We start from the raw sequence: 15893 nt of genomic DNA on the forward strand, positions 1-15893 counted from the left end.
ATTGGGCTTTGGCCCTTTTTACCTATGAGCCGCAGGCAAAGTTTTTGAGGCCCCGGCGCAGGTGATGTCGCAAGTAAGGCGGTTTAATTCACTCCGGCCCCTTTATCCCCAGCTGATCAAGGCTAGTCGACCAATATTTTGAACCTTTACCTGAGGCCCCATCCATAGTCATGCCCATCGCTCCGCTAAGGTGTTCTGATGGACTGTCTCGATGTACCAGATATTTTGTCTCGATAAATCTTACTTGGAATCGTTCAGCGCCAACATTCCCATGCTCTGCCAAGTAAGCTAGCTCATCATCGGTATATTTTGGCCTGTAACCTTCGCGGGTAATCTGAGCACGCCTTTCGGACAATCGAGCATTTGCCTCAGTCAGATTGCTGGCATGGTATTTCTTTACTGCAATATTCTGACTTCTTGCGTTTGAGTTCGAATCTACGTCAGCAACAGCGTTACTCCCCTTCGGCCTCTCCCCCTTCTGAAGCTTGGCTTGCATATCCGTCTTCAGATCATCAAAGCTCTTCTTCGCAGCTTTGGCGGCTTGTTTGGCGCGGGCTTTGGTGTGGGCGGCGAGTTGTTTGCTGGCTTTGGCGAAGTCTACCAGCAGTTCACCGAGTTTTTTAAACTTGGTCATGTGGCGGGCTTTGCTGGCCATAGAGGCCACAGCGCCTACGCCGCCGGTTACGGCTGCCAGAATAGCCGTGAGGATGATTTCAAAGGCGGCACCGCCGCCCATTTCTGTGAGTTCGATGGCGTGTTGGGCTTTGGCCCTTTTAACTTATTAGCCGCATGCGAAGTTTTTGAGGTCTTGGCACAGGGTGATGTCGCAAGTAAGGCGGTTTAATTCACTCCGCTTCCTTTACCGGACCCCTTTACCGCTAGAGCTTAAATTTCTTGAATATTTGTATCTTTACCGCCTTTCCAGCTTATCCTTTTAAATTTACCATTTATTAAACCTAGATCCCTCAGATGTTCAAATACCTCCGATGGGCACCATTCTTTTCCGTCCGAAAAAAGAACTCCTATTGCTCTTAATTTTTCAAATATATTTGCTTTTTCAAGATTATTGGAAGCATTTATTTCAAATTGATTTTTATCTATTTTTTTAAATCCGAGTTGTATCAGTTTATTCGAAACGTCTTTGTCGTCAGCATAAACCTTTACTTTGTCTAAATCTGCCTTATCTACGTAGGAGTAATTCACTTAACTATAATCTCCGCAATTGTTTTTACATCGTTTGAATCGACTGTTGGTATGGATTCAATTACCAGTTCCGGCGCTCCGCCCGGCAGGTGCTTTCCTGGCCCAAGAAAATACTTATTGCCTTCTAGTGGGCTCCGAGTCAACTTGTCGTTTATATTTTCTACTTTTCTAATTTTAAATCCGCCATTAAGTGTTCCAGGCTCCAGCCCGAAGTCCTTCTCTAGCTTAGCTACGTCGGCAGCGTTAATGCTTGTCATATTTTGGAAGTCTCCGAGCACGTCCGATATCCCCTGGCTGTCCGAAACAAACGTTCCATTACGACCTATTGTAGGGTAACTGTCCCAAGAGGTAGGGCTGATGTTGTAGCCTACATTGTCTTCTAGCATTTGGTGTTGACGCTTCCTTGCTTGCCGTATTCGAATTTCTTCAGACGTTGCCGTGACCCTATTACTATTTTTTCGCGCCCTCGGCCTCTCCCCCTTCTGAACCGGGGCATCCATATCCGTCTTCAAATCATCAAAGCTCTTCTTCGCAGCTTTGGCGGCTTGTTTGGCGCGGGCTTTGGTGTGGGCAGCGAGTTGTTTGCTGGCTTTGGCGAAGTCTACCAGCAGTTCACCGAGTTTTTTAAATTTGGTCATGTGGCGGGCTTTGCTGGCCATAGAGGCCACAGCGCCTACACCGCCGGTTACGGCTGCCAGAATAGCCGTGAGGATGATTTCAAAGGCGGCACCGCCACCCATTTCGGTAAGCTCAATGGCGTGTTGGGCCTTGGCGTAATCCCACGCGAAGTTTTTGAGATCTTGCCGCAGGGTGGTGTCGCTCCACACCAGGTCTGCCGCTTCCATGGCCTCGGCCATTTGTTGCTTGCTGATTTGGCTTGGGTCGAACCCCATCACCTCTACCACTTCGCGCCACTCGGCGGCCATGTGGTTTTTGGCGTAGACCTCTAGAAAATTGTCTTCACCCCAGGCATTTTTAGCCGAGGTGTACTGGTTGTGCAGGCGCACCACGGGGTTTACCAGGTCGCTCACCTCTTTTACCCAGCACAATAGGCCCCAGGCGGCTTTGCCGAGGCCCGTCATGGCGGCGCCCGTATTAATCAGGCCTTTATTCAGGCTACTTTCTTTGCTGAGTAACGCTTCGTGGCGGGCGGCCTCCTGCCGCTCTGAAAGCAGAATCGCCCCCAGCGCTTGGCGAATTTTCATGCGCAGCACTGAGCGCGGGTCTTCAATGGGTGTGAGGCTGGTATCGGCTTGCACTACCAAGTGCGAGTTGCAAATGGCCTCGGCCACGCGCTGGGCGGGTGTGCGGGTTACCGTGGGAATGGCATGGCGGTGCAGGCTGCTGCGGTTTACCGGCGTTTCACGCAGGTGGCGCGGGCGGTGATCTGTGCCGCCAAAAAAACAGCGCAGCACTTCTGAAAGCTGCTCGTTACTTAGCCGCTCTACAAAACTGCTGGCCTCTGCGTGGCCGCGACATATGTTATGGGTATTGCAGGGCCCGGAGCCCCAACCGTGAAGAATGCGAAACCGGCGACCCATCGGGTCGGTTAGACTTACTGACATTTCCTTGTCCTGATCAGCAATCACCTGAGCTGGGCATTATGCGCACGATTGCCCTGCGAGGCACCTTTTGCCGCTTTTTTAGCCAAGCCCGCCTGCCCGCGCACAGCTAATTGGGACAGGCGAACCAGCATGGCGCATTGAGCCTTCAGCGCGTAAACACCACACATGCCAGATTTTCAACAGTGCTGGCTGCAAACCTTTGCCAAACTTGCACTAACACGCCTGCCTGACTATGCGGATCAACGACTCTGACCCTATTGATCCCTTAACAGTACAGGCTGCAAACCTTTGCCAAACCTGCACTAACACGCCTGCCTGATTATGCGGATCAATAACTCTGGCCCGAATGGCACTATTGGCCCTTGGGTGCGACCTTTAAAATCTTGCCGTTTTTGGCATCGGTGAGCAGGTAGAGAGCGCCTTCAGGCCCTTCGTATACCGCGCGCAGCCGTGCGCCAACCTCTTTAAACAGCGCTACCTGATGCGCGGCCTGGTTGCCTTGCATCTGCACCCAGCGCACCTCGTTGAACTTCAAGCTGCTGCTGAGCAAATCGCCCGCCATGGCGGGGAAGGCCTTGCCGCTGTACACAATTAACGAGGCCGGGGCGATTGAGGGCGTCCAGTTAACCAGCGGCTGCTCCATGCCGGGGTACTCTGTGTAAGGCGTGATAGAAGCCCCGGAGTAGTCGCGCCCGTAGGTGATTACCGGCCAGCCGTAATTTTTGCCGGGCGCGAGAATATTAATTTCATCGCCGCCTTTGGGGCCATGCTCGTTGCTTAACAGCAGCTTGCGCTTGGCATCGTATGCCATGCCCTGCGGGTTGCGGTGACCCAGGGAATAAATGGCTGGGTGGTAGGCTTTTTGGTTTACGAAGGGGTTATCTTCCGGAATGCGCCCGTCATCGTGAATGCGCACCACCTTGCCCAACAGGCTATCGGTTTTTTGGGCGTCTTCCCGGTAGTTGTAACCATCACCAATGCCCATTACCAGTGTGCCATCCGGCAGGAAATCCAGCCGGCCGCCGTAGTGTACGGGGGTATCTTTCAGGGGGGTTGCCGTAAAGACTTCTTCCACATCCACAAAGGCCTCGCCCTTTACGCGCCCACGCACCAAACGCAGGGCGTTTTCTTTGGGCGAGCCCCAGGCAAAGCTTAAATACACCCAACCGTTATTGGCGTAATCTGGGTGTAACTTAAGGTCGTGCAGGCCGCCCTGGCCTTTAAAGTAAGTAGCTGGCACGCCCGTTAAGGGCGCTGATACCGCGCCATCTTTTACCAGGCGCAAGGCACCGCTGCGCTCACTCACCAGCAAGCGGCCATCAGGCAAAAACGCCATGGCCCAGGGCAGGTTTAACCCCTCTGCTACTGTATTGATGGTGTAATCACCCAGTGTTTTGGGGGCTTGGGGCGCCTTGGTATCCGGGGCTTCTGCCTGCGCCAGCTGCCCGGCAGCGAGCACGGCAGCAAGCACGGCACACGACACAGGGGTTAACAGGCCACGCCAAATGCGCGCGCAGGTATACGGCTTCATAATTTTCTCCAATTTGGCAACAGGCACACTCTACTGGGTTGCCTGCCGGCATTTCAATGCACCAGGCGCCATGGCTCACACCCGAACGCAGGCATCATAGCGATGGGCAAAGTGTGCGGCTAAATTTCTGCCCGGCTTTATTTCATAGCCAAACCGTGCTGATATAGCACGGGCTTTCAGCAACAAAGGGAATTACGCATGTTTTTAAAACACCGATTACTGCCATGGCTGCTGGCCTCTTGCGTGGGGTTTGTGTTGGCAAGTATCAGCCAATCGCAATTTGTGCTGCACCGTTTGGCAGAAGTGGGCGTGGCGCTGCCTGTGGGCGTGCGGGTAGATTTCACCCTGGGGGATTTGCTTGGCCTGGCACCTGCGTATTTGCCCATTATCGCCATAGGCCTGGCCATTGCCCTGCCCATTGCAAGCTGGCTTTCGCAGCGGTTGGCAGCGCAAGCGGGACTTCGCACAGCGCTGTTTACACTGGCAGGTTTTTGCACCATGGCCACCATTTTATTAAGCATGGAGCCCATCATGAACATTACAGTGATCGCGGGCAGCCGCGGCATAGCCGGCCTTTTGGGCCAGTGCCTGGCAGGCGCAGCCGCAGGTTGGCTTTATGCGCTTACAGCACCGCCAGCAGCTTCTTCGCAACCAGCTTAAAGCCTGCAGAGTTGGGGTGAATCTCATTGCGCCAATGCTTTTCAGAAAGCGTGCCTTGGGTATCTACCACCGTAAAGCGGCCAGGGTATTCCACCGCCAGCGCCTGAAGCATTGCGCGAAATTGCTCCAGCAGGTATTGCACCACTTCAGCCATAAAACCCACATCCTGATACCCCAAATATTTAAACACCGGGTACATCCAGGATTCGCCAATGGGAAATAAATCAAACAGCGCATAGCCGCGCTTGTTGGGTATGGGGTAGTCGTAGCAGTGGGTAACAATGCGCGTATTGGGGTTGTGGGAAAACTGCATCACCCTGTGAATCAGCTCTTCATACACCGCGCGCAGCTGCAGCAGTTTGTTTTGCAGGCGATCTTGGTGCACAGCCGCCAGCCTGTCGCCGCCGGGCGTGAAGGGTTTAACCAGGTAATCCAGATCGTAGCGGCCCACTATGTCGTTACCGCCGCCGGAAAACAGCAAGTAATCGAAATGGGTATTGCTGATGCGCTTCATTAGCGCCAGCTTCTGCTCACCGCTAAGCATGGTTAGCGCCTCATCGCCATTGCTGGCGGTGGCGTAAATTACCAGGTGATCTTTTTTTGCCAGGTGATGCACGATGTTGGCAGGCTTGCCGAAGGCGAGGTAGCGCCGGGGGTAGGCAAACCAGGAATCACCCTCGGCCAAAATGCGCTTGGCTTCCGGGCGCTCGGCGGTCAGCTCGTCAAACTCGCGGGAATCGGAGGTATAGGGCACGGCATATCCTTACGCTATGACTTTTCTATTTTTGCAGGCCAGCGCTATTACACAGCCGGCCTGTAATGGGAAATCTGCAGCCTTTTAATGGTGCCGAATTGCACCAAATTTATTCGCCTAGGCTTCATGGCTACTTCACTCAGCAGAGAGCCGCGCTTTGCGTTCGTCGTAATAATCCACAACACCTGCAACTGCATCTTCATCAAATTCGCGCAGGCCACTGAGCACCAGGCACTTTTCACCGCGCCCTACCACTGTATTGCCGTCTTTAAATTCAAAGGCCACTTTCACCTGGCCGCGCTTGCCTTCCACGCTCAGGCTGCTACCTGCGGGCGCCAGTTGCAGGTCTGCAATGTCTAGCCTGTCGAACTGCAGGTGCATGGATTGGTAAATCACCATGGGGCGCGCGGGGTTAATCATCACATTTTTATCGCGCCACAGGGGCACCAGAATGTGCGGGAAGGTATGGCCAGAAAACGCCACATAAGCGCGGGTTAGCTTTTCAATGAGCGCGGCATCCTGGCTGCTGGCGCCGCTGCGCGCCACCGCCATATACACCTTGCCTGCGGCGTCTTTCACCTGCAGGCCGGCCTCACCTTCATGAAAGTGCAGTGCCACATCTTCCTGCACCATATCGGCAAAGGTGAAATCCATGGTTTGCGAAAGGCCATTTTGCGCAAGCGTTACGGCAAACAGCAAATCACCGGGCACGCAAAAGCGCTTGGCATCGGTATCGTGAATGGGGTTGAAATCATCGGCAATCTGCTTGGCAAAACGGCTTGCCTGGGCCCGAGTGAACGAAAACTCTTGACCAGATTGATTTAAAAAGTCACTTAACCACATGCTGAACTGCCTGATTCTAATACGAAAGCGCGATTATACAGGCTTGCGGAGGGATGCAAAGGCTCTCAACGAGCCTGCAAAGGCAATACACCTACACCACTGCCGCAGTTTCGCGCCACGCTACCTGTGCCACTAACACCGGGGGTTCAATACCTCCACCAAACTACCAGCGGAAGACAGACGCGGCAGGGATATGCCGATGCCATCGACATACCGGCAACGTGCAGAAAACAGCGTTTTTATGGGCACATCACCCAAAGTACTCCACCACCCAGGCACACACCTGCGCCACCGTCACCTCAGCCAGCGCGATGGTTTTGTAGTTACCATCCGGATCAACATCCCGCCGGCCAAACAGGTAACTTACCTGCTCTGGCTGGGCATCGTGCAAAATCAGCAAAATGCGCTTGTTGGAAACCAGGCAATCCACCGTAATGACATCCGCACCTATACCACTGGCACGCATCTGCCGGTTGATACCCACCACGGGGTTAATGTGCGCATAATCGCGCTGAATACGCGCATGAGCCTCGGTTAACACCTCTGAGAGTGTGCTGAGTTGCGGCGTAAGGGGAAATTGTTGGGGGGCCATAACATTACCGGTGTGAGAAAAGGGCATTATGGCATATGGAATAAAAAGAGCGGCAAAGCACTAACAGCTAACAGCTAACAGCTAAAAAGCAATTTTTACTATCCTGACATCGAAAATCAAATACAAACAAAGCAAGTGTTTACCGCCGGCGACTTTCCCAGTACTCGCCAGCCAGATAGCCCAAAACAAACGCCTTACTCTCTTCATCCAACGCTTGCCACTGTTGCCAATCGGCGGCCAAACGCGCCTCGCGCTCTAAACGTGCGTCTTCAGCCAACTGCTCATACATCACTCGCAAAGGTTGAAAATGGCCAACCATTGCGGCGTTGATTGCGCATCTGGATTCTTCTGTCATTGTTGCCAGCTCCACAATGTTTCAATGGCTAAAAGCGTTAACTTCGCTTGCGCCGCTGAATATGAAATTCGTGCTCAGCCCTGAAAATAATATGCCCCTGCGGGCAGGCCCACTGGGTGGCCGAGCTTAACAAACCGTTCGCCCACCCCGCCTCGACCTTTTCCCGCACCGCTTCCTGTGCGCCCTTATTGCACTCCAGGCAAGCTACACTCACAGGCCCATTACGAAACAGATTGTAGTGAAATATAAATTCATCCAGGTAAGGCACCACCAGCGGCTGCATGAGCGCAGGCAATTGGGTAATTTCTTCCGTAGATTGCACATCCGCGTTTTGCAGCCAAATTGGCAGCGCCTGCGTTGCAACCTGAACATCCACATCGGAATGCCAGCCCGATGCGGCATGGTGCTTGGCCCAGCGCAATAGATCTTGTGCGGCAAGCGTAACCTCACAATTACAAAACGGCTGACTTTCACGCGCGCCAAGCACCTGCACTTGCGCACTGCAGCGTGGCAAGCTTTGCAGGTAATTTGCCACCAGCGCATTGTAATCAGGCTGTATTTTTTGCAGCTTTTCTGGCTTTTTGAACAATCGGTGGAAAAATTTCATGGCATGTTTGCTTTATCAGGTTGCCCGAATAAATCCAGCTGCCGGTATTTAACGTTATCTAACACCTGGCGCCGAATATCGCGCACCAGTGCATGGCAACCCAGCGACTGCAATTCCTGCGCAACGCAGATTAAGCCAATCTCCACGTTTGCCGGCAGATTGGTGTAGCGGTGCAGCGGCCAATCATCAGAATTTTTGCCGCCAACCTTGCGCCAGAACTGCACCAGCGTTTTGATGGCCGAGCACGAAAGCGCCCTTTCAAAATCGGCACCATACAACCGCTGCAGCGCTGCCTCTGCACTCATGAGTGTGCCGCCAGTGCCGCATCAATGGCCTGTAGCGCTTCCAGTGCACCCATGGGCAGGCACACTGCGCCTGGCTTTTCCGATTGCGGTTCACGCGGATTAATGCGGATCAGCTGCCCACGGCGGCTATCACCTTGCCGCCGCACGGAAGGAATGGCCGTACCCGCACCACACTCCACAATTACCAGCCTTTCTACGTCTGCCAGCCAGCGTTCCAGCTGCCGCTTCTGGTGGCTGGCACGCACGCTGTTCCAGTGGCTGTCGCCAAACATCAGGATATTGGGCCGCGCTAGCCCACCGCAGTGCGGGCACTTGGGTAGTGGCGGCGCGGCAAGGCAGCGCGCTTCATCAATTTGCAACCCGGCTTCTGGCGCGGGCCAGATATCAAGCTCGCAACAATCCACACATTGCAGGTGATTTATAGATCCATGGCACTCCACCACCCGCGCGGGGTCAAACCCTGCCCGCTGGTAATGGCCATCCACATTGCTGGTAAATACAAAGTACCCCTTCGGGCATCGCTCGCCCCATGCCCGCAACAATCCAAAGCCCCCATGGGGCTGTGTACGGCGATACAGGTTCAGCCGGTGGCCATAAAACCCCCAGGCCAACGCCGGCGACTGGCTGAACTGGGCCGGATTGGCGATGGCCTCAAACCGCACACCCGATGCCGCCAAAGCAGGGTATGCGCGCCAAAAGCCTTCGTTACCGCGAAAGTCCGGCAGGCCGGAATCTACCCCCATGCCGGCACCACCGGTAACCAGCAAACCATCCGCTGCGGCAATTAACGCAGCGGCGCGATTGATTAATGCCTGATCCGCCTTGCTCATTGAGCCTCCTCTTCATCGCCTCCAAACAGGCTGCCCTGCTCGGGAATGGGAATACCGTGGGCTTCACAATGCTGGCGAATCAGCAACTCCACCATATTGGCCACCGACCGGTGCTGGCGCTCGGCAGCAATGCGCAAAGACTCTTTTAATATCGGGTCTATTCGCAGGTTCAAGGTGGCTGTTTTTTTGGGCGCCAAAACGGACTCCTCACAAAGTGTTGTAAATGTAACGCGTTTGTATGCTATACCTGTACAGCAGAAAATCAAGCACTTTACAAAACACACCAACGAAAGGATGCAGCCATGCCCCAGCTACCCAGCGGACGCCACGTAGCGCTAGACCCAGCCCCCTTAAGATCACTGATAGACAAAATACTGGATGAGGAATCGGTAACAATATGGCCGCTGTTGGCTATACAAAAACCCATAGACTGCCTGCAACACCTGGAAGTTATCTACCTGGTGCCAGATCAAGGCGAGGCACTGCAACTGGCACCAGGCTCACTGCCACTGGATGCCAACCTGCAGAAACAACCCACCGGCCTAAAACCCCGAGACGTACTCCACCCCGATTTCAACTGGCCCCGCGAAGACAAACTGGCCTTTGCAAACTACCTACAAGGCCCGCGTGTGGCTGCCTATCTGGAAAAGCAATTTGAACGGGTGATGGAGGTAAAACAGGCATTAAAAGAGCATGGCACCGGGCTTGAGCAGTGGGAGGTGCATACCTGGGAGGCTGGGGTGCATCCGGTGCAGGAAAACAGCTAGCCGAAAGGGCAATCAGGAAGCTGCACCCCTAGCCATCAAACAAAAGATGAAAAAATCTCCTGCAATCTGGCCTGAATTTTCATCTTGTATCAACAGGTGGAATTTCTTTAAAAGCAGATGCAGCTGAAATCCAGTCACGGATTTCCTCGATAAGTGGGCCGAATGGTATTTGGCCCCTTGCTTTCAATCAGCACACCACTCATTTCTTGGGTACGATAGCTTGATGCGAGCCCCATTTACCTATGATCCGCAGGCGAAGCCTTTGAAGGCTTGGCGCAGCGTACTGCCGCAAGCAAGGCGGTTTAATTGGCTCTGATCCTATTGATCCTATTGATCCTGACTAAGCCACTGCTGCAGCAAAGGTGGCATACAAATCACCGGGCAACAAAAAATCTAACTTCCAAGTAATACCCATGGGTCGCTCAGATTCATGCGATACATATCTGGCTGGCCCCAAAAACCAGAAGGCTCTCTCCTCAGTATTTTCACGGGCAAATAACATAATTGATGAGCCTTCATTCACATGATTACAATAGCGCTTACCCGTTGGGCTAATCGCAGTTATCGAAGACTGCGTTTCCCAGTGTATTAGCTCACGACTGATGGCATAATCACGGTATCGTGTGGTTGGGGAGAAATTTCCAGCTGATTTATCGAGTGTAAAAGCACACACATCTGACTTTTCTCCCTCAACCCATAAAACACCCTCGCGCCACGGCCTCGTTTTTGCGGCATCCCCTACGCCAAATGCAGCAAGTATTTCTATTCTTGTGTACTTCCCGTGAATTTGAAGCGGAACATTGCTATGCGAACTCACTGGCTGGTGCACATGATCTATTCTCTGCCTTAAAAATGTGAACAGCTCATTCAGCTCGGCAATCACTTGTGGATGCTGCCAAAGCACTTCAACACCCTGGTCAAGTAGCATATCTTTTTCTAAAACTTGGTCACACATCGCAGCTACCAACATGCGAACCATTCTTTTCTCGCGTTCTGATAAAACATCTAACTTAGGGGGTGTTGAAGCCTTCAGAACACCAAGATAGAAATCCAACCGCGCTTCATCATCGATATGAAGCATACGGCCAATCGCACGTCGTAACTTCAACTCATTAGGGCCCGGTAGTTGTATCCCAATACCTACTGCGTCTAGAAAATCTGACCATGACTTTTGAGACGCATAAATATCCGTCAACTCCATACCCGTCTCGTACAAATACGTCTCAATGCTTGGGCTAAATCCAGCTGCTATTAGCGAGCGCAACTCTTCAACTTTGTCATTCCATCGACTGGGCAGTGCTGACTTAAGGCTCTCCAGTACAATCTGGCTCGCCTTCTTGTCCAACTCCATATGGCAACCGGCGGGAAGATAAGGAAAAGCATTTTCAACTTGCGATTGCACAAACTTTCTAGATCCCCCCAGCAGCGCAATGAGCCTCTTGTCAAATCGAAACTCTCGGCGATGCATGCCGACAAAATCTAATACTGTGCACTGTAATTTATCCCTACTCTTTCGTAGGCCTCGGCCTAGTTGCTGCAAAAATAATGTAGCACTTTCAGTTGGTCTCAACAGTAGGAGCGTATCTACTGTGGGAATATCAACACCTTCATTAAATAGGTCCACAGAGAACAAAATCTGTATCTTGCCATCCGCCAGCATATTCAACGCTTCACGTCGCTCCGCATGCGGTGTATCACCCCAAACCGCTGCTGCAGCAATGCCTGCTTTGATAAACTGACATGCCATGAACTGTGCGTGTCTAACACTTACGCAGAAGCCTAACGCCTTCATTGAAAATGGATCATCTACTCGTTTAGCAACCTCTTGTATAACAAGGCGAACCCATGCCTCACTCGACGTGTACAAATTACTGAGCTCCTGAATGTCGTAACCTACTCCCCTACGCCAAGGTATTGCTCTTAAATCTAAACCATCGTGGATACCATAATAGGAAAAAGGTGCTAAGCGATGTTGGTCAATAGCATCCCACAATCGAAGTTCAGCCGCGATGCGGCCATCAAACCACTCAAGAATTGATAAACCATCCGTACGTTCTGGGGTAGCTGTTAGGCCCAACAACTCCACGGGCTTCACGTGTGATAGGAGTTTTTTATAAGAGGGAGCTGCCGCATGATGAAACTCATCAACAATCACAATATCGAAATGATCCACCGCTAGATGCGAATACCCAGCCGCGTTCAATGACTGTATAGAAGCAAACACAGCGTCAAAATTTGAGGGACGGTGGCTACCAACCCACTTCTCGCCAAAAGTAGGCTCACGCATTGCGTACCTAAAGGTAGCTAAGCTTTGATCTAAAATTTCTTCCCTATGTGCCACAAACAACAGCCGGCAGCGGGGAAGCATTTTCCGCAGCCGGGAGTAATCAATGGCCGCCATCACCGTCTTGCCGGTTCCCGTAGCGGAAACCAATAGGTTTCTATGATGGCCTTGACGTCTAGCCACAACCACCTGCTCTAACAGCCGCTCTTGAAAAGGTTCCAACCTGAGCTCTATAGGACTTAGAATGATTGTAGGGCCGGATACCCGAGTGCGTTCTGTCTCCTTAATAAATTCATCGCGATCAAAATTCCGGAAATCCCCACCGGTCCAATAGGCATCAAATACAGAAGCCATCTTGCGCAACACATCGGGGTTACGTAAACCTGATACTCGAACATTCCACTCCATCCCACTGACTTGCGCAGAATGGGTAAGGTTGGATGAGCCTATATACGCCGTTGACGCACCGGAGGAGCGGTGAAAATGCCAAGCTTTCGCATGCAATCGAGCTCCAGTCGTATCGTAAGAAACTTTGATATCAGCGCCCAATTTCTGAAGCAGTTCTAATGCCTCCAGCTCAGTCGATGCTGTATAAGTTGTTGTCAATACACGAAGGCTTGGTCTTTTCTCGGCTCGCTGACAATGTTCTCGTAAGTTGTCGATAAACGGTCTTATACCACTGCGACGAATAAACGCCATGATAATATCAATCCGGTTTGCGGACGCAATTTCTGTAACGATCTGAGAGCCCACACGCGGCTCTCCTGGCGCATTGGTAAGTAATGTGGTGTCTAACAATGGGGTTAATGGGCGATCCATTTCAGCGACACTACCATCAGGCCTCAAAGTTAAAATGGAGGATAGAAACTCATTCGTTTCCAGCGGCTGATCATCTTGCACGCCAGCTTTGCTAATCGTTGTACCGATACTTGACACCAATTCACGAACCAACCGGACACCTATCTCGACACGATCCTTATCGTTAACCGTAGAGAGCGCTCTTTCTACCACCTTGCCAATATGCATAGCTAAACGATCACTGACTTCAGCAGGGTGAAGTTTTTTCCTCTGAACAGAAACCACTTCATCATCTAGAGCCTCTAATTCACGATTAACTGACTCGGTAATAATCGCTTCATAAATTCCAACCTTAGATCTACTACCAGCCATTTCGCATTACCTATTTATTTGATTCCAATGAATCAGAATCTAATGAGGTAGAAACCATCTTTTTATATCGTTCGACCAAGGGAATATCAGCTGGCGCCCAGTCAACACTGCCCAATTCATCCAACGAAAGCCAGCGTAACTCATCGTGGTCAACCAGCTCAAAATTCCCTTCTACATGCTCAACCTGATAAGCCAACAAACGGACAACTTTAGCACCGTAATCGTAGATACTTTCACTAATGAAATTGCCAACACGGGTCGTAATACCTAACTCTTCCAAGAGTTCGCGTTCTAAGCATTGCTCAGGTGTTTCACCTGCCTCTATCTTTCCTCCTGGAAATTCCCAATAACCAGCGAGATGCATACCCGGCTTCCGACGCGCAGAGAAAATTCTATTATTTTTTACGATAATCGCAGCTGCCACATCAATTTTCTTTTTCATTGAGCACTGATATGGGAGTGGTGTGGGACGTTTGTGTTTAGGCGTGGTAACAATTTAACACTCGGCATTCTCGCCACTCCTTATGCAATCAATGTGAATCATATAGCGTTTCCCGGCTGCCCTGATATTAACCAAAACACAATTTAAGTGCCAGAAAACTAAAACAATTGTTTGGTTTTCATGTGGTCAAAAAATTATCTAAAATGCTTACTGAAAGCACCTAGCTGCAATCACCTCTCAGCGTCGCTATCGGGACAACCACTTTAATTCCCCATGCGCTCAGCCCAACAAAACAACCAAACCACTACTTACTCCCCCCCCGCAACGAAACGTCTGGTCTCAGTGCGGTTAGTACCGGTCTTGCATGCCTTTTGTTTTTGAGTAAGCATAGGTGTAGCCGTTGATGTTGGTTTCTGGCCAACCCAGTACTTGGCCTTGTTTGACACAGATGTCGCTTATCTCAGGGGGCAGGTATTTGTAGCCGGTGTTGTGTTGTGAGTTGGGGTCATGCTTTGTCCTTTAATACGCTCTTGCACTTCCTTGCCCAAATTCCGTGGGCATTGGAAAGTTAACTCATTTAATACATTTGTACCAGAGCAGGTACGAGTAGCGCCCGGCAGCCTAGCTTTTAAGCTTGGCGCGATATTCACCAATTGTGCAGACTACCCGCCACCTTAGCTTTTGGCGGCCTGCCGCCCCCCCCTTTTCCATTTCGCCCATGCGCCGCTATGCTTTACCCATTCCACACAGAAACCAAAAGGACACATTATGACCAAGGCCCTACAGCTGTTTTCTGAAATCAAGCAGAGCGGTGCGCTGGAAGTGAGTTTGCGGGAGGTGGCGGTGCCGGAGCCGGCGGCCGGGCAGGTGCTGGTGCGCATGCAGGCAGCGCCTATTAACCCCTCTGACATGTGGCCGCTGTTTGGCCCGGCCGAAATGCGTGAGGCCAAGTTGAGTGATGATGGCATGGCGCTGCGCGCGCCTGTGTTGCAATCTTGGCTTGGGGCTATGAAATCCCGCTGGGATCAGGCGCTGCCCGTGGGCAACGAGGGCGCCGGTGTGGTTGAAAAGGCGGGTAAAGGTGCCGAGCATTTGGTTGGCAAAACCGTGGCGGTGATGGGCGGTAGCTGCTACGCGCAATACTGCTGTGTGCCCATGCACAGCTGCCTGCCCCACCAGGAGGGTATTACCCCGCGCGAAGCCGCCTCCTCTTTTGTGAACCCGCTTACGGCATTGGGCATGGTTGAAACCATGCGCATGGAGGGCCACACGGCGCTGGTGCACACGGCGGCGGCCTCGAACCTCGGCCAGATGCTGAACCGCATATGCATTGAAGACAAGGTGCCCCTGGTAAATGTGGTGCGCAAGCCTGAGCAGGCCGAGCTATTAAAAGCGCAAGGCGCGCAATACGTGGTGGATTCCAGCCAGGCAAGCTACCGCAAAGATTTGTACGCCGCCATTGCCGCCACCGGCGCCACGCTGGCCTTTGATGCCACCGGCGGTGGCGAGCTTGCGAGCGATATTCTGGCCACCATGGAGGCCTACCTAAGCCGCGATATCAAGGGCCTGAACACCTATGGTTCTGATACCTACAAACAGGTGTATTTATATGGCGCACTGGATGTAAGCCCCACCATTTTGCGCCGTGCCTACGGTATGAGCTGGGGCGTGGGCGGCTGGCTGCTGCCACGCTTTATTGCCAAGGTGGGTATGGAGCGCGCGGTGCAACTGCAACAACGGGTGGCCAAAAACATTAAAACCACCTTTGCCAGCCAGTTCACCGAAGAGATTACCCTCAAAGATATGTTGAAGCCCGAGGTGATCAAGCGCTATACAGAAAAGAAAACCGGCACCAAGTTTTTGGTGAACCCCACTCTTTAACTCACTGTAAAATGCGGGGTAGTTACCTGCCCCGCCAGCGCCCCACAAAAAAGGGCAGCCGAAGCTGCCCAGACATGCACAAAATAATGCTTAATCAGCGCAAC

Annotated in this window: 17 protein-coding genes; 3 read left to right on the top strand and 14 right to left on the bottom strand. The window is 52.1% G+C overall.

Annotation, left to right across the window (positions count from 1 at the left end; all coding sequences use genetic code 11):
* Positions 1-88: 88 nt before the first annotated feature.
* From L1F30_RS11830 to L1F30_RS11845, 4 genes are all read right to left on the bottom strand, one after another.
* Positions 89-736 (bottom strand): hypothetical protein, encoded by a 648-nt coding sequence (locus tag L1F30_RS11830; RefSeq protein ID WP_253356312.1) that lies wholly within the window; start codon positions 734-736, stop codon positions 89-91.
* Positions 737-885: 149 nt separating this feature from the next.
* The gene (locus tag L1F30_RS11835) at positions 886-1203 is read right to left on the bottom strand and encodes a hypothetical protein (RefSeq protein WP_253356314.1); all 318 of its coding nucleotides are present in this window, start codon (positions 1201-1203) and stop codon (positions 886-888) included.
* Complete coding sequence (locus L1F30_RS11840) at positions 1200-2768, bottom strand: hypothetical protein (RefSeq protein ID WP_253356315.1); 1569 nt, start codon at positions 2766-2768, stop codon at positions 1200-1202. The genes L1F30_RS11835 and L1F30_RS11840 overlap by 4 nt, the downstream gene beginning before the upstream one ends.
* A gap of 352 nt (positions 2769-3120) precedes the next feature.
* The gene (locus L1F30_RS11845; protein ID WP_253356317.1) at positions 3121-4299 is read right to left on the bottom strand and encodes a PQQ-dependent sugar dehydrogenase; all 1179 of its coding nucleotides are present in this window, start codon (positions 4297-4299) and stop codon (positions 3121-3123) included.
* Positions 4300-4497: 198 nt separating this feature from the next.
* Here L1F30_RS11845 and L1F30_RS11850 point away from each other — a divergent pair, with 198 nt between their 5' ends.
* Positions 4498-4959 (top strand): hypothetical protein, encoded by a 462-nt coding sequence (locus L1F30_RS11850; protein ID WP_253356318.1) that lies wholly within the window; start codon positions 4498-4500, stop codon positions 4957-4959.
* Here L1F30_RS11850 and L1F30_RS11855 read toward each other — a convergent pair.
* The 8 genes from L1F30_RS11855 to L1F30_RS11890 all read right to left on the bottom strand — a co-directional run bounded on the left by L1F30_RS11855 (position 4922) and on the right by L1F30_RS11890 (position 9442).
* Positions 4922-5713 carry an SGNH/GDSL hydrolase family protein gene (locus L1F30_RS11855; protein WP_253356320.1) on the bottom strand — a complete coding sequence of 264 codons (792 nt, stop codon included), beginning with the start codon at positions 5711-5713 and terminating at the stop codon, positions 4922-4924. The two genes, L1F30_RS11850 and L1F30_RS11855, sit on opposite strands and share 38 nt — an antisense overlap.
* A gap of 135 nt (positions 5714-5848) precedes the next feature.
* Positions 5849-6556 carry a DUF3581 family protein gene (locus L1F30_RS11860; protein WP_253356322.1) on the bottom strand — a complete coding sequence of 236 codons (708 nt, stop codon included), beginning with the start codon at positions 6554-6556 and terminating at the stop codon, positions 5849-5851.
* Positions 6557-6806: 250 nt separating this feature from the next.
* Positions 6807-7148: a hypothetical protein gene (locus L1F30_RS11865; RefSeq protein ID WP_253356323.1), complete on the bottom strand. Its 342-nt coding sequence runs from the start codon at positions 7146-7148 to the stop codon at positions 6807-6809.
* 139 nt (positions 7149-7287) lie between these two features.
* Positions 7288-7503 carry a hypothetical protein gene (locus L1F30_RS11870; protein ID WP_253356325.1) on the bottom strand — a complete coding sequence of 72 codons (216 nt, stop codon included), beginning with the start codon at positions 7501-7503 and terminating at the stop codon, positions 7288-7290.
* Positions 7504-7540: 37 nt separating this feature from the next.
* On the bottom strand, positions 7541-8110 hold the full coding sequence (locus L1F30_RS11875; protein ID WP_253356327.1) for a hypothetical protein: 570 nt from the start codon (positions 8108-8110) through the stop codon (positions 7541-7543).
* Complete coding sequence (locus L1F30_RS11880) at positions 8107-8415, bottom strand: hypothetical protein (protein WP_253356328.1); 309 nt, start codon at positions 8413-8415, stop codon at positions 8107-8109. Before L1F30_RS11880 ends, L1F30_RS11875 begins: the two co-directional genes overlap by 4 nt.
* Positions 8412-9245, bottom strand: a complete 834-nt coding sequence (locus L1F30_RS11885; protein ID WP_253356330.1) for a Sir2 family NAD-dependent protein deacetylase — start codon at positions 9243-9245, stop codon at positions 8412-8414. The genes L1F30_RS11880 and L1F30_RS11885 overlap by 4 nt, the downstream gene beginning before the upstream one ends.
* The gene (locus L1F30_RS11890) at positions 9242-9442 is read right to left on the bottom strand and encodes a hypothetical protein (RefSeq protein ID WP_253356332.1); all 201 of its coding nucleotides are present in this window, start codon (positions 9440-9442) and stop codon (positions 9242-9244) included. Before L1F30_RS11890 ends, L1F30_RS11885 begins: the two co-directional genes overlap by 4 nt.
* Positions 9443-9547: 105 nt before the next feature.
* Here L1F30_RS11890 and L1F30_RS11895 point away from each other — a divergent pair, with 105 nt between their 5' ends.
* Positions 9548-10012, top strand: coding sequence for a hypothetical protein (locus tag L1F30_RS11895; RefSeq protein WP_253356333.1), 465 nt, complete (start codon positions 9548-9550; stop codon positions 10010-10012).
* Between the two features lie 340 nt (positions 10013-10352).
* Here the strand turns inward: L1F30_RS11895 and L1F30_RS11900 are convergent, their stop codons facing one another.
* Together L1F30_RS11900 and mutT are read right to left on the bottom strand one after the other, a co-directional pair.
* A complete protein-coding gene (locus L1F30_RS11900) occupies positions 10353-13466 on the bottom strand; it encodes a DUF3427 domain-containing protein (protein ID WP_253356335.1) in 3114 nt (1037 codons plus the stop codon).
* 10 nt (positions 13467-13476) lie between these two features.
* Complete coding sequence (mutT, locus tag L1F30_RS11905; protein WP_253356336.1) at positions 13477-13908, bottom strand: 8-oxo-dGTP diphosphatase MutT; 432 nt, start codon at positions 13906-13908, stop codon at positions 13477-13479.
* 768 nt (positions 13909-14676) lie between these two features.
* Between mutT and L1F30_RS11910 the strand changes: the two genes are divergently transcribed.
* The gene (locus tag L1F30_RS11910) at positions 14677-15789 is read left to right on the top strand and encodes a zinc-binding dehydrogenase (protein ID WP_253356338.1); all 1113 of its coding nucleotides are present in this window, start codon (positions 14677-14679) and stop codon (positions 15787-15789) included.
* Positions 15790-15893: the final 104 nt, after the last annotated feature.

It is taken from the genome of Simiduia sp. 21SJ11W-1 (genome assembly GCF_024138675.1).
In the GTDB taxonomy this organism is placed as follows: Bacteria; Pseudomonadota; Gammaproteobacteria; order Pseudomonadales; family Cellvibrionaceae; genus Simiduia.